The organism is Nicoliella sp. ESL1120 (assembly GCF_058508515.1).
Window position 1 is genome coordinate 161,450 of record NZ_CP196384.1, and the last position, 13,820, is coordinate 175,269.

The 13,820-nt window shown below is 35.6% G+C and carries 13 protein-coding genes; 5 read left to right on the top strand and 8 right to left on the bottom strand.

Annotated elements, in window-relative coordinates:
- Nucleotides 1–182 precede the first annotated feature (182 nt).
- Entirely contained in the window at nucleotides 183–503 is a 321-nt protein-coding gene (locus ACSYTE_RS07705) for a hypothetical protein (RefSeq protein ID WP_491717474.1), read from the top strand.
- A 147-nt stretch (nucleotides 504–650) separates the two neighbouring features.
- Here the strand turns inward: ACSYTE_RS07705 and ACSYTE_RS07710 are convergent, their stop codons facing one another.
- From ACSYTE_RS07710 to ACSYTE_RS07730, 5 genes are all read right to left on the bottom strand, one after another.
- On the bottom strand, nucleotides 651–1,178 hold the full coding sequence (locus tag ACSYTE_RS07710; RefSeq protein ID WP_491717475.1) for a hypothetical protein: 528 nt from the start codon (nucleotides 1,176–1,178) through the stop codon (nucleotides 651–653).
- Between the two features lie 74 nt (nucleotides 1,179–1,252).
- Nucleotides 1,253–1,399 (bottom strand): hypothetical protein, encoded by a 147-nt coding sequence (locus tag ACSYTE_RS07715; RefSeq protein ID WP_491717476.1) that lies wholly within the window; start codon nucleotides 1,397–1,399, stop codon nucleotides 1,253–1,255.
- Nucleotides 1,400–1,403: 4 nt separating this feature from the next.
- Complete coding sequence (locus tag ACSYTE_RS07720; RefSeq protein WP_491717477.1) at nucleotides 1,404–4,535, bottom strand: AAA family ATPase; 3,132 nt, start codon at nucleotides 4,533–4,535, stop codon at nucleotides 1,404–1,406.
- Nucleotides 4,532–5,671, bottom strand: coding sequence for an exonuclease SbcCD subunit D (locus ACSYTE_RS07725; protein WP_491717478.1), 1,140 nt, complete (start codon nucleotides 5,669–5,671; stop codon nucleotides 4,532–4,534). The genes ACSYTE_RS07720 and ACSYTE_RS07725 overlap by 4 nt, the downstream gene beginning before the upstream one ends.
- An 18-nt stretch (nucleotides 5,672–5,689) precedes the next feature.
- Entirely contained in the window at nucleotides 5,690–6,337 is a 648-nt protein-coding gene (locus tag ACSYTE_RS07730) for a DNA-3-methyladenine glycosylase (protein ID WP_491717479.1), read from the bottom strand.
- Between the two features lie 115 nt (nucleotides 6,338–6,452).
- Between ACSYTE_RS07730 and ACSYTE_RS07735 the strand changes: the two genes are divergently transcribed.
- The gene (locus ACSYTE_RS07735; RefSeq protein ID WP_491717480.1) at nucleotides 6,453–7,433 is read left to right on the top strand and encodes a ketopantoate reductase family protein; all 981 of its coding nucleotides are present in this window, start codon (nucleotides 6,453–6,455) and stop codon (nucleotides 7,431–7,433) included.
- 46 nt (nucleotides 7,434–7,479) lie between these two features.
- The gene (locus ACSYTE_RS07740) at nucleotides 7,480–8,403 is read left to right on the top strand and encodes an AEC family transporter (protein WP_491717481.1); all 924 of its coding nucleotides are present in this window, start codon (nucleotides 7,480–7,482) and stop codon (nucleotides 8,401–8,403) included.
- Between the two features lie 50 nt (nucleotides 8,404–8,453).
- Here ACSYTE_RS07740 and ACSYTE_RS07745 read toward each other — a convergent pair whose 3' ends face one another.
- Nucleotides 8,454–9,818, bottom strand: a complete 1,365-nt coding sequence (locus ACSYTE_RS07745; protein ID WP_491717672.1) for a glutamate--cysteine ligase — start codon at nucleotides 9,816–9,818, stop codon at nucleotides 8,454–8,456.
- Nucleotides 9,819–9,973: 155 nt separating this feature from the next.
- Here ACSYTE_RS07745 and ACSYTE_RS07750 point away from each other — a divergent pair, with 155 nt between their 5' ends.
- The gene (locus ACSYTE_RS07750; RefSeq protein WP_491717482.1) at nucleotides 9,974–11,374 is read left to right on the top strand and encodes an FAD-binding oxidoreductase; all 1,401 of its coding nucleotides are present in this window, start codon (nucleotides 9,974–9,976) and stop codon (nucleotides 11,372–11,374) included.
- 49 nt (nucleotides 11,375–11,423) lie between these two features.
- Here the strand turns inward: ACSYTE_RS07750 and ACSYTE_RS07755 are convergent, their stop codons facing one another.
- Complete coding sequence (locus ACSYTE_RS07755; RefSeq protein ID WP_491717483.1) at nucleotides 11,424–12,029, bottom strand: zinc-ribbon domain-containing protein; 606 nt, start codon at nucleotides 12,027–12,029, stop codon at nucleotides 11,424–11,426.
- Nucleotides 12,030–12,267: 238 nt separating this feature from the next.
- On the opposite strand from ACSYTE_RS07755, the gene ACSYTE_RS07760 reads away from it, so the two are divergent.
- Nucleotides 12,268–12,717: a hypothetical protein gene (locus ACSYTE_RS07760; RefSeq protein ID WP_491717484.1), complete on the top strand. Its 450-nt coding sequence runs from the start codon at nucleotides 12,268–12,270 to the stop codon at nucleotides 12,715–12,717.
- Here the strand turns inward: ACSYTE_RS07760 and ACSYTE_RS07765 are convergent.
- Nucleotides 12,714–13,763, bottom strand: coding sequence for a hypothetical protein (locus ACSYTE_RS07765; protein WP_491717485.1), 1,050 nt, complete (start codon nucleotides 13,761–13,763; stop codon nucleotides 12,714–12,716). The genes ACSYTE_RS07760 and ACSYTE_RS07765 overlap by 4 nt on opposite strands.
- Nucleotides 13,764–13,820 lie beyond the last annotated feature (57 nt).

Sequence of the window (13,820 nt, forward strand, 5' to 3'; positions counted from 1 at the left end):
CTTGCGGGTACAAAATCACTAATGCAATTATTAGTATTATTATGTATGGATAACCACTTTTTAATCGCAAGTTATTGATTCCTTTCATTATTTTTAACTCAATCATTTAATTATACAATTATCCATACTATAATTAAATCAATGAAATGTAAAAAAATTGTAAATTTAAGGGGGGAATGATTATGAGGATGTTTATAATCAATCTGTGCGTTGTTGCTTCAGCAATCTGGTTAACTGCTGGTTTTTCTCACCTCATCATCGGTTGGTATAGCTTTGATCAAATACAAAAATTTAATTGGATCTTCTGGAAAGCCCAATTATTAGGAACATTAATCCTAACGATTGCCTTTATCGCCCTGTGGAGTGTGCATGTTAAATTTCTTACTAATAAGCCATTATTACTAGAGGGCATGTTTATAATTTTAATTACCGTTGGGATTCCGATTATCAAGTTCCCAATTATGCAATTGTATCTATCATTTAAAAATTACGAGGAAAAATAACCTCTCAGTGGTCCACTGATGTTGAAAAAAGTTAATGCGAACAAAGTCATTTAAAATATGATTAAATATTCACCAAAAAATCCTTAATCCATAAAGTCAAAGTATGGATTAAGGATTTTATACATAGAATAGTGGAGATAAAATCACTTATTTATTAATTTGATTAGCATCAAAAAGTAGGGTCTTACTATTAATATTTTCAGAGCTAATCCCAAACTCACTAGCTTTACTATTCATTAAAGCTAATCCATTCCCATAAATTTTAACATGATCACCTAGCTTAATCTTATTGAAAACAACTGGTTTTCCATATACTAGGTATGTTTGATCTTTAGAAGTAATAACCATTGATTTTTGGTTATCCTTAACCTTACCAATGGTTTTAACCGCTCCATTGATAATCAATTTTTTATTGGCAATCTGCGCCTTGGCACTAGCAATTTGATCTTTATTCAACGCATTTTGAATCGTTGCGGAATCAATTTTTTGATAATCAGCAGTCCTAAGCATATTATTATTTCTTTCAGACTGACTTTTAGCCTCTTTTTTAGAACGATTAACTGCAACTGTAATCCCCTTTGAGTGGCCAGAAAATTGACCGTCACTACTCTCACTCGAACATCCTGCTAATAAAATGGACATTCCAAGTACAGTTAACACCAATTTAGTTTTCATTAATATAATCACCCCATTATATTCTAATCCTAATCATTAAATAATAGTGTTTCAATGTAGTTACAAATTAATGCCTATTTTCGATTCCTTAATAAAATAATGATGATCGTAACAATCGAAGCAATTAAGATCGTCCCCGTCAATAACCATAATGTTCGGTCATCTAACGTATAGCCATGCAATTGTTGCCTAAAGAAAAGTAGCAATTTAATAGTATTCATCTCCTTACGGGATAACAACGTTAGTTTTACTACGTCCCTGACCTAGCGGTGTTACCCTTAGTTGAACTGGAATTTGTTCTTGAAGAGTGGCAACGTGGCTAATAATCCCAATCGTTCTGTCTGAAGATTCAATATTTGCAAGTGCTTCCATTGCTGTCTGCAATGTTTCGCGATCCAAAGAACCAAATCCTTCGTCAATAAATAAGGTGTCAATACTAATTCCACCAGACTCATTTTGAATGACTTCTCCTAATGCTAATGCCAGACTCAAAGACGCAATAAAACTTTCGCCCCCGGATAACGTACTAACCCCACGTGATTGACCAACATTATCATCAAACACATCAATTTCAAGGCCCGTATCTTTTTGACTAGCACCGATTCCTTCATGCAAATTTAATCGATAGCGATTCGAGCTTAGTTCATCCAGATATTGGTTCGCTACTAATAAAATTTCTACTAGTTGAGCTCTTAATACATATCGTTCTAAGCTTAACTTAGCATCCCCCTTCCCATTGACAGTTTCGGAAAGAAGGGTCAACTCATTTAGTTTTTGTGCTTGGCTACCAATTTGGTTATAGCTATTAATAACTTGATTTAAAAGCGTGTCATTTAAGTTAAAGGCATCCCGTTTTTGCTGATATTGATTCTTTAAATCAACTACAATCTGATTTAAATGGGTCAACTTTGCATTCGCTTGAATCAAATCAACGGTTTTTTGATTCCCCACTAGCTTTCGATAAGTAACGATGTTATTTTCGACCAAATCAACGTCACGGTGATATTTGGTAACCCTTGATTGTAACATACTTAATTCATCTAACTGGCTTAACAAATGAATGAATTTGTCATAATCATTATCCTTAAAATATTTTAAAATTTGCGCATCCAAATACGCTTTTTTACTTTGGTAATCCTTTTTTAAACCATCAACATCATCTTGCAGTTTTTTTAATTGTGTTTCTAATGAAACGATTGATTCACGATTATCAGTTTTTCTTTGATTAAGCTGATTAACTTTGTTTTGATAATCATCAATGGAAATTTTTAATTCACTTACTTTAGCATCCAATGAATCTAAATCCTTAATTTCATTAGGCATACTACTATTAATATCAATTAATTGCGTTCGAATAGTTTGAATTTCCATATCACTTTGATTTTTAGATTGCACAAATTCATCATACTCATCATTTAATTGTAAAAGCTCTATTTGCATTTTAGAATCCAATTTAGTTAATTGATCTAATTCCTGTATCTGTTCAAAATTGGTATTAAGGGATTGCTGGGCTGTCCTTAATTGTTCATTGATTACAGTATCTAACTCGGTTCCAGTGATAGTATTCTGGATTGTAGTCAGCCGACTAGTTTCACTAATTATTCCATTTTTAATTTTTCCAATAGCATCATTTTGCTTAGCAACCTGACCACTTTGCTCGCTTACCTTAGATTTAAGTTCGGTCAATTTCTGCTCAGCTTGGTGGTACTCATCATTAGCAATATTCACTAACTCTTCAGTAATATTTTTATTTTCAACATCTTCAGCGGGACGAGGATGTTGAATACTACCACAAACTGGACAGGGAACCCCATCCTTTAGTTTGCTAGAAAGAACTAAGATTTGATTAGTTATAAAATCATTATTCAATGCTTCGTAATGGGCTTTTAAATTTTGAACATTGGTATGCGCAACTTTAATTTGAGATTGATTATGGTCGAGTTCATTTTGTAAACGATTTAAATCGTTAATTTGGGCATTTAACTGCTCAACTCTTGGAACAAGCGGCTTTAATTGGTTAATTCGATTTTCAATTCGGAGTTGATTTTCCCTTAATGTATTTAATTTACTTGTTTTTTCAGCATTAGCTTGCCTTTTTTGAGTTAAATCTTTTTGCTGATCGGATAATTCATCAATCTTTGATTGGATTTTTGTTGCTTCTGCCAAAGCTGATTTTAACTCGTTTTGTTTCAATTGGTGCTTTTCAAAAAGTGGCCTTTGTTGTTTATAAATGGAAAGCTGATCAGTTCGTCTTTTTTGAGCTTGCAAATCATTAGCTAATTCTTGACTTTCAGAATCAAGAGTTACTAGTGCTTGCTTTTTCGTTGTTAGTTCTTGATCTACGCTAGCCAATTTCAGGTTTAAATTATCAATCTGATCTTTCATTTCTTTGATTCTTTGATTGGTAGGTTGTTGATTCTTAGCCCATTCCAATTCACTAATTTGCTGTTCTATTTGCATAAAAGTGTCTTTTTTAGCATACAGGGCTACTCTTTGTTGTTCATAATCATTTAATTCTTCAATCTGTTCATTAATTTTTTGGGCAGCGTTTATTTTCTGATTTAAATCATCATAATCCGACTGCGCATTGTGCATTTTAACTTCATCATCATTAAGTTTCCCCAATTCAGATGTCCTTTGCTGCTTCAAAATTTCAATTTTTTGTCCAAAACTTAGTTCCTGAAATTCACTATCAGCAGTTTGCCAATCAATACTACTAAGGTCCTTTTCAATCGCTAATTCCCATTCTTTATTCTGATTAGCTTCAACCTTTAATCGTTCTTTTAAATTATCCCCCCATTTTTGATATAATTGCGTCTTAAAAATCCGCCGTAAGACGGTTTCTTTATCAGCACTATCAGCATCTAAGAAATTTTTAAAATCTCCTTGTGGTAATAGAATAATTTGAATGAATTGTTGGCGATTAATCTGTAATACGTCGTTTAATTTGAGGTTAATTTGTTGTAGCTTAGTAATCTCGGCTTTTTCAATGCCATTTTCAAAAATTTTTAAGCGCCCCAGCGCTCCGTATTCTTTTTGTCCGTCTCCACGTTTCTTATTTCGTAACTGTTTTGGTTCGCGATGAACTAAATACACCGTTCCTTGATGCTCAAATTTAAAATCAACAGAAGTCTCTAAATTAGGATTAGCAAAATCAGAACGCATTTGCTCAACAGAGCGATCATCACTAGCGCCAGCACCATAGAGTGCAAATGTAATTGCATCAAAAATGGTCGTTTTTCCGCTACCAGTTGGTCCCGAGATTAAAAAAAGTAATGATTTATTCAGTTGGGTAAAATCAATCAATTCATCTTCATATGGTCCAAAATTTTTTAATCTTAAAGTTAATGGTTTCATTTATCCTTACCCCCATTTTGAACATCCTTAAGGGCCGCTTGGGCCCACTTCAACTGATCCTCAGTTAATTCCTGCTTAGCTATTTTACGATAGAATCGTTTCATCAATTCTAACGGATCGGCGGATCTAATCTGTTTAGCACTTTCACCGCTATATTTAAAGGCCATCTCATAACCATTTTGACGTTTTAGTTCAATAATTTTGGGGTAAATTTTCCGTAACTGCGCCATCATATTTGCAATTTGATTTTGATTAGTAATGCTAATCCCAATGTAATCATCCCGATTTATATCTTGATAGTAATTAGGATCCATTAATGTTTCAAAAGATTCAGTTAACTGTTTAACATCATGCAATGGTGAAATTGGAAAGAACTGACGGTTGGTTACATCATTTGTATCAACGATAAATATTCCCTTTTGTTGATTAGCTTCAGACAGCGAAAATTTAACAGGAGACCCGCTATATTGAATCCGTGCTTCATGAATTGCATCCTTCCCATGAAGATGGCCTAATGCTACATAGTCAAAATCGGTAAGCATTGCAGTCGGAACTGCTGCTAAGCCCCCCACGGTTAACCGAGTCTCAGAATCAGTGGTCGCACTACCAGCAGCAAAGAAGTGGGAAACTAAGACGTGTTTTTTATTAGGCGCAAAACTTTTTTTCATCTCATCAATAATTGCAGCGAAAGCTTGATCAATATGTTGAATTGAATCATCATTAAAATATTGACGGACTTCAAACGGTTCAAAAAAGGGTAATAAAAATAACTGCACGTCCGAAAACTCAATTGGTGAAAAAGCCTGAGCCACCTTAGTATTGATATACAGATTAGTATCTCTGAACCATTCACTACCAGTCGATAAACGTGTTGCACTATCATGATTTCCTGAAATTGCGTAAATCGGAAACTGATCGGTTAGGTTCAACTTTTTCAACATTTGGTTCAACAATTGAACTGATTGTTCTGATGGTAAACTACGATCGTATAAGTCGCCAGCAATTATAATGCCGTCAACTTTCTCATCCCTTGCAATTTGTTCAATTTGAGCAAACGCATTGCGCTGTTCTGCTTCTAGATCAAATCCATGCAAGCGCCTTCCGATATGCCAATCTGCAGTGTGTAATAATCGCATTAATCAATTCTCCTTAATTTATTTATTTTTTTGCCAACCGTTATTAGGTAAAACATCCCGCTTTAACATTCCAGAAACATAAGAATTACCAGCGACATAAAACCTAAGCGGTAACTTAGCGGATGGACCATTTTGGTTAACCCCAATTCTAGCACCCGTTCCTATCTTTTGTGGCATTTTTCGATCATTTAGATCGATTTTGATGGGACAATCATTTAAAAATAACTGGTTCATTTTCATATCTTGAATTCCAAATGCTTCCATCAACTTGCCTGGGCCATTGGTTAATTCCTTACCGTGTTTAGCTCGATTCTTATTCATAATATCGATCCCAGAACATGGTTCTCCAGCACGAATCAAAATCCCCTGTGGAACGTCCTTTTGTTGGGTAACCACATCAAATAAATACCGTCCGTGAATGGAATAAATGTAGACAGTTCCAGGCTCACCATATAGCGGTTCAACAGAAGCCGTCCTTCGCCCGTGATAAGCGTGTGCAGTAGAATCATTTTCACCAAGGTACGCCTCAGCTTCAACAATATATACGGAAACAATACCAAATGGCCCGTTATAAATTAACTTACGCCCCAGACAATCTTCAGTAATCGCCTCTGTCGGCCGATTGCTAAAAAAGTGCTTAACTAAATCAATTTGATTAGATTTCATAACCAATTCCTCCGTTATTTAATTATTATATATAAAGTTCATTCTAATAAAAAGGTTGCAATTTAATTTGAAAGTGATAAAATTATTAAAAATCAATTAGATTGGAGTGACTTTTATGAAATATACAGTTTTAGGCGCTGGAGCCATGGGATTAAGAATCGGTGTTTTACTACAGGAGGCTGGTTTCCCAGTTGACTTTGTCGATGATTGGGAACCAGAAGTAAACAAAATTAAGGAACAAGGTGGCGTTTATGTCTCAAGAGATGGTCAAGGCCGCCATTTAGTCCCAGTTAATATTTACTTCCCTGAAGAATATAAGGGCAATCCTGATGCATACATAGTATTTACTAAGCAAATGGGCTTGTCTGAGATGTTAGAACGATGTGCTCATTTCTTCACAGACAAGCAATACGTCGTTAGTGGAATGAACGGAATGGGGCATATCGAAAAGTTCGATAAATACTTCGCCGAAGATAAGGTGATCGGTGGAACTGCTCTAATCGGAACCGTTCTTAACAAGCCTGGAGATGTTGACTTTATTGGTAAGCCTGGTGCGGGTTCAATGCACTTCGCTAACCAAACTGAAAAGCCTGACGATACTACCCATCAAATTATGGATGATTTTCAAAAAGCGAACTTAAACCCAACGTTAACCACTAACTTTATGGGGACTTTATTATCAAAGATCATCTTTAACTCAGTTGTTAACACCCTCTGTACGATGATGAAGATTCCAATGGGTGAATTCATTCAATCACCAACTGCTGAAAAGTTATCCCGTCAATTAATTAACGAAGCATACGATGTTTGTGAAAGAGCAAACATTAAACTATTAGGGACTCGTGAAGATGAATGGGAAACGGTTAAGTACGTTAGTGAAGTTGGAAATCCCCTTCACTATCCATCAATGTACCAAGACTTTTCAAAGGGACGGCCAACCGAAGTTGATTACATCAATGGTTACATCTATGATTTAGGTGTTAAGTATCACTATGAAGCTTCAACTCATGATTTCTTACGTAACTTAGTTCACCTTGCAGAATTTGCCGGAAACTTTGACCTTGCATCCTATGTTGAACATGTCCAGAATAGCTAATTAATATTCTGAAAAAATCTAATGTTCAACACAGGAGGAAATTATTATGTTAAATAAAGTAGTTAGTGCTCTTTGTCCTATTATTGTAACCTTATTGGTTGGGTATTATGCTTCCTATCGAAAAAAATTCGACTTAAACGATGCCACTAAGTTCAATTCATTTATATTGGGCTATGCACTTCCGTTCAGTTTATTTGGAAGCATCATCTCGATCAAAAGTGCTACAATCATTGATAACCTTGCAGTCGGTTTTTGGGTAATGGTTGCCATGATTGGTGGATATATAATCACATTTGCCATTTCACACTATCTACTTAAAAGACCAATTAGTATTGCTGGGATTAGAGCATTGGCAATTAATGGTCCATCAATCGTTTATGTGGGTCCAATCATTTTGGGAGCAGTATTTCCAAAGGAAAGTGCCCTCATTATCTCATTTGGTGGAATTATTTTGAATCTATTTCAAATGCCTGTTACTATCATCTTAATTTCAATGGATAAAAGTGGCGATACTAACTATCTCAGCCACTTTGCTGCTGCATTTAAGAAACCTGTTGTTTTTGCACCCATTATTGCTTCTATCTTGGTATTACTAGGCTTTACTATCGATCCAGTCTGGGCTAGGGTATTTACCGTTCTTGGTGGGACGACGAGTGGTATGGCGTTATTCTCATCAGGAATTATTCTACAACGACTCAAGCCAAGTATGTCGTTCAATGTTGCTAAAAATGTATTTCTAAAGTTGATCATTGTTCCAATCATCATGTTCTTGTTAATGACCCTTACAAATACTAATCAACCAGTAATGACTCAAATTTTAGTTACAACTGGAATCCCAAGTGCTGCAATTATTACAACTTTTGCTAATCAATACCATGTTGCTGAACAAGAAATGGTTTCTACGCTCTTTTTCTCAACCGTTATTTCCATTTTCACATTAGCAGCAATTATGTTAATTAGAGGTATCTAAAACTGAATTGCTTAAAAATCCCACTACTTTTATCAAGTAGTGGGATTTTTTTATTTCGGTTGCCAATTTCCATCGAATAACCCTTGTTTTAATTCATGGATATCAACATTGCCGTCAGTCCCCTTGAATCCATCGAAGGAATAATCAGCTTCTAGGCCGTCTTCTTGGTATTGCTTTGCTTTTTGAATTCCAAAATCTAGTAAGGATCCGTCCTTAATTTTAGTAACTAAGTAACCATTAAGGGTATGATTAGGATCATCAATCTTATCTTGCACACTATCAAGCACTTCCAAATACTCAGGGCCTAATTCCAAGTAGTTAACAAATTGGCGTAAATTAGCAATAAATTCACGTGCCTCATTTTCATATTCACACTTATTAGCAGGATTTTCGGTTGCCACATGCTCGTTCATTAACTGGGCTTTTTTCAATTCGGCTTCAACGTTAGCATCAGCACTCACTGGATTGACCATCACAAAATACATCATTAATAGTCGAACAAACCTCAACGTCGTAGTTCTCAAAGCAACATCAGTAGTGGGGTCTAAATCAAACATTCTTAATTCTAAGTATTTAATTCCCTTTTCAACTAATTCGTTCAAGTCCTTACTACCCTTGAACCGCACCGCACCGTAAAATTCAGCAATTGACATGATCTTACCATCATTAACAGCATTCATAATTTTTTCAGCATATTTTTCAACACTTGAATAATCAACCGCAAAAGAAGTTGGGTACCCATAACTACTTTGCCGAATGCTTCGAATCGGATGACTAGGCCCCTCACCATTTTCAAAATAGTTGGCTTGAGCAACTGGGCTAGCCCCAAATAGGTAGGTCAATAACCACCGATATTTAATAAATCCCTGCGCAACGATTGGATACACATAGTTTTGAACATCGACATTGCTATTAAACTTGTCACTAAAGTGATGTAACAAAAAATCAAGCAATTGCGGAGCTAAACTTACGTTAATATGAACACCACTGGGCGTTTGTCTAGAAACTCCATAACGATGATACAAACCCTCGATATACTTTCGCTTCTTAGGGCTCGCTTTCGCTAATAATGATTCATCCTTTACAGTAGGCAATACAGGAGGCATTGACAATGGCCACAATAACTCTCCCTTAGCAAGCGCCTTTCTAAGGACTAATGTAATTGCGTACGAATAGTGGAGCGTATCTAAATCATCCTTAGCAGGTGGCGTAACCACCTCAGACATCGTTTCCAAAAAATCATTGGTGATCCAGGGGTTACTAGCCTCATTTCCAATGTTTTTTGGATATGGTGCCTGACTTAGATGACCATTTTCATCAATTCGATCACGTTCTACTTCGATTCCGGTTCCAATTTTAGCAGCTTCAGCTACTAACTGATTTTTAATAATTGCGTCTCCAATTTCATTAAACATTTGCTTCACCGACTTTCATCCAATAACTATATTAGGTAAATTTTATAACAGATAACAACGACTTACAATTGATAGCTACCAATGTGAGCATATTGATTGTGCAAAATCAAAAAAGCATTAAAATTAAAGTATAATTAATTTTTAGGAGGAACATTATGGGAATTTTTAAAGCTTTTTCAAAAAGTGATGTTATCAACGATTTAAAAAGTAGCGTTGCTGATTCTGAAATAATTACCAATGCAGATAAACTCAAGGCACAAAGCAATGATTCTGATGGATTGGTATCCACCAATAATCATTTAATTGCACTGGTGAACGTATCTAGTACAGATGATGTCAAAAACGTATTGAGCGTTGCTCGAAAGTACCACCTCCCAGTTATCCCAAAGACCACTGGTTCTAGCGTTGTTTCTGGTTCCAATGCTGTTGAAAACGGAATTATGATCTCAACTGCTAAGATGAATCAAATTATAAAAGTTGATGCAAATGATCAAATTGCAGTTGTCCAACCAGGGGTAATTAATAATGAATTAAATAAGGAAGCTGCTAAGGTCGGAATGTTATATGCTCCTGATCCAGGTTCAAGGACGTTCTCATCGATTGGTGGCAATACAAACACCAATGCAGGTGGTGCCAGTGCCCTTCGCTATGGAACAACTAAGGATTCAGTATTAGCGCTCACCGTTGTATTAGCTGATGGCCGCGAGATTCATGTTGGGACCGAAACCCATAAAAATTCATTTGGATATGATTTAACCCACTTATTCGTTGGCTCTGAGGGCACCCTTGGAATTGTAACTGAGATTACCGTGAAGTTATTTCCCATTCCATTGGGAAGAACAGTGGCTGGCTCAGCAGTATTCAAGGATCTATCGACCTTAAATGCAGTCGCCACTGCAGTGAGAAAATCAGGCGTATATCCTTCATTAATGCAGGCTTTCGATGTCAACATCCTTACAGCAATGGATAAATTAAACGGATCCCAATACACCAAGGATGGACAAACCATGTTGATCGTTAAAATTGACGGCAGTAACGAAGAAGCCGAAAAAATGCTCACAAATATTTTTGAGCAGTATGATGGTAAACAAATTCAAGTTAGTTCTAATCCGAATGAAGCTAAAAAAATTGCTGGACTAGCGATGGCGATGTTCCCGGCAATTTATTCCGATAAAAATAGTCAATTTTTTATGTCTGACTTAACCGTCCCACTAAGCCAATTTACTAACCTAATGGATTATGCAAACAAGTTAAGGACTGAATTATCTGTCAATCTTTTTACAGCGGCATATGCTGGTGATGGAACAGTCCATCCGATTATTGGTTGGCCTAAAGATGCGCCTAAGATTCCTGATGAAGTGATCATGGCGGTTGAAAAACTTTACCAAAAGACAATCGAATTAAATGGTACCATTACTGGGGAATATTCAGTGGGATTGTTAAAAAATCAATGGACTCGAATTCAACTTGGCGCTAACGTTGACTACCTTCAACAACAGATTAAATCACTATTAGATCCAATGCACATTTTAAATCCAAAACAAAAAATTAACTAAATTAAAAAAGCCACTTCATCATCGTGGCTTTTTCAATTATATAATCCTGTTATTTTTCATCAATCCAAGTATTGTATTGATCAGTTAATTCAGCTAAATTTACTAAATTTTTCTTTTGAAATGTATTGTGTTTAATCGTTAAGGGACAAGTCATTTTTAATACGCCCCTAGTTGAACGAATTGTTAATACCCTTTTCCCAAACCCGTATCTAAAATCAAATTCTTTAATTTCAGCATCATCTAAATATGCATTCTTTCCAGTTAATTGGCCTGAGGCCCCAATGCCTATAAATAAGATGCCATTCTTTTCGAACGATAATATGTATGACTTAGCAACTAATAAGTCCCATATTAAAGCCAACGATTGTTTTCGATTATAATTTTGAGCGAAAACAATATTGTCAATTCGATCAGAAAAACCCATGGCCTTCTTATATGATGAAATTTGGTCAACTTGGATATCTTCATCTAAGCTACTAGAGATAATCTCTGGTAGCTTAACACTTAGATTGTAATTATTTTCATGATTAGTAAAATTACTCCCCGCACCAATTGCTTTCACCGCTTTAAAACTAAAACCGCAGTTAGGGCAGACCATATCATTAGCCGTTACCGTTGTCCCACATTCAGGACACCTTTTATTTTTAATCATCATCGTTCACCTTCATTATTACTATTATTATTTTAATGATAACATGTTCATACTAGATACTAACAATAAAATAAATGGGACTGGTCAAATCCCTTTCCCATTTACATTTTGCCTGATTTAACATCTATTTTGATTAACCTAATCAGTTCTAAAGAGCATCAATCCCCATGGTTATAAGCTATTATAATGCTTATGACGTCATGACATCAATTTATCAATTCAAAAAGGAATGTTTATCAATATGACTAAAATCACTGGATTTGAAATGGCTAAAATCGTTCAATCAGAAATGAATACTAAATTTAGCTTAGTTCGAATAAGAGAAATTGAGATCGACTCATCAAAATCTGATCCCGAAATTAACATTACGCTAGAAGGTAAGTTATCCAAATCCCACTTTGAATTAAAACTAATCGCAGAACAACAAGAAGAGAATAAAAATAACGTTCATTTTACGTTACTCAATAACGATCAATTCTTCTTAGAACTATATCGACAAAACAGAAGTCAATACGTTCAAAGAAACCATGAAGTTGCCGAACAAATTAGGGATACCGAATTAGTTCCAGAAAATCTTTACCTAATTCAATCAGAAAGTGGATTGCCAGGGGTAGATTTTATTCAATTAAGCGCTTTTGTCGATGCTACCAACTTAATCATCACCATTTGTGATATTTTCAAGAATAATTAAAAGCTTCCTGAAACCTTCATTAATTCAGCTGGTCGCATAGCCAATAGTAATCCATGCCCTTTTCTATCAAATGTAATTCCTTCAAATTCTCGATTAGTTTTAACATGAACATATTTAATATCTTGTCTTTTGAGGGTATTAACTTTATTGGCAGGAATCGATAAAATACAGCCATCTGATACAAAATAAAGGCGATTACTTTTTGGATTATACCCCATCCCCTGTGGAATTGGACCAGCTGCGTGGCGAATCGCACGTCTAGCTAATCGAAAATGAACGCGGTGCGTAGAAATGGATCCATAGTAAATTTTATATGCTCCCTTCACAACGTTTCCACCCCCACTTCTCACATAGGTATACGCCCGACCATGCTTATCAAAGGCAAGCGTATTATCAATAAAGCTACTGTTATATGCAAACTTAAAATTAATTTTGTAGTTCGGACGTAGGGTCTTGATACTTAATCGCTCTGCACTCGCATGATAATAAGAGCCCCGCCCAACGTTAATAAACCATAGCTGCTTATTCTTAGGATTATAAGCTAATGACTGGCCATGCCCGCCTCTAAATACTGGACCTACTTTTACACCATCTAGTTTCGAATCTTTATGGGATAAGGGAATTCCATGTCGCTTAATTTTTTTAGTATCATACCTTACGATAAAATCACGTCGATCATCAGGACTACCATTATAGTTATACATCACATAGACATACCGCCCTACCCTAGCAGCACTTTGTGGCGCAGCCCACGTGGATGAATTATTATGTGATAAAAAATAGCTAGTTGAAAAAGTTACCTTTTTAACGCCGCCAGTAACTCGCATATGGTTGATTCGCCCAGAATTAGGATAATAACCATTCGAATAGACCCTAGGGACTAACCTTGTGATATTAGGATTATCAACCATCTTTACTTTGTTTGTCCTTGTTACAGCGGGTTGCTTTTGATTTCGGATCGTCATTGCAGAAACATTCTGACAATCAATTACCATAAATAAAGTAATTGCAATTAAAAACAGCAACCCCACATTTATATGCTTCATTACTTCATCTCCCAAACGTATACCGCTTTATTATACGCTTTTCAATGATTTAACATT

Excerpts from the sequence above, each read along its gene's own strand:
- ACSYTE_RS07705 (WP_491717474.1), top strand. The coding sequence starts at position 183 with ATGAGGATGTTTATAATCAATCTGTGCGTTGTTGCTTCAGCAATCTGG.
- ACSYTE_RS07710 (WP_491717475.1), bottom strand. The coding sequence starts at position 1,178 with ATGAAAACTAAATTGGTGTTAACTGTACTTGGAATGTCCATTTTATTA.
- ACSYTE_RS07725 (WP_491717478.1), bottom strand. The coding sequence starts at position 5,671 with ATGCGATTATTACACACTGCAGATTGGCATATCGGAAGGCGCTTGCAT.
- ACSYTE_RS07765 (WP_491717485.1), bottom strand. The coding sequence starts at position 13,763 with ATGAAGCATATAAATGTGGGGTTGCTGTTTTTAATTGCAATTACTTTA.
- ACSYTE_RS07740 (WP_491717481.1), top strand. The coding sequence starts at position 7,480 with ATGTTAAATAAAGTAGTTAGTGCTCTTTGTCCTATTATTGTAACCTTA.
- ACSYTE_RS07720 (WP_491717477.1), bottom strand. The coding sequence starts at position 4,535 with ATGAAACCATTAACTTTAAGATTAAAAAATTTTGGACCATATGAAGAT.
- ACSYTE_RS07750 (WP_491717482.1), top strand. The coding sequence starts at position 9,974 with ATGGGAATTTTTAAAGCTTTTTCAAAAAGTGATGTTATCAACGATTTA.
- ACSYTE_RS07745 (WP_491717672.1), bottom strand. The coding sequence starts at position 9,818 with ATGTTTAATGAAATTGGAGACGCAATTATTAAAAATCAGTTAGTAGCT.
- ACSYTE_RS07715 (WP_491717476.1), bottom strand. The coding sequence starts at position 1,399 with ATGAATACTATTAAATTGCTACTTTTCTTTAGGCAACAATTGCATGGC.
- ACSYTE_RS07760 (WP_491717484.1), top strand. The coding sequence starts at position 12,268 with ATGACTAAAATCACTGGATTTGAAATGGCTAAAATCGTTCAATCAGAA.
- ACSYTE_RS07735 (WP_491717480.1), top strand. The coding sequence starts at position 6,453 with ATGAAATATACAGTTTTAGGCGCTGGAGCCATGGGATTAAGAATCGGT.
- ACSYTE_RS07755 (WP_491717483.1), bottom strand. The coding sequence starts at position 12,029 with ATGATGATTAAAAATAAAAGGTGTCCTGAATGTGGGACAACGGTAACG.
- ACSYTE_RS07730 (WP_491717479.1), bottom strand. The coding sequence starts at position 6,337 with ATGAAATCTAATCAAATTGATTTAGTTAAGCACTTTTTTAGCAATCGG.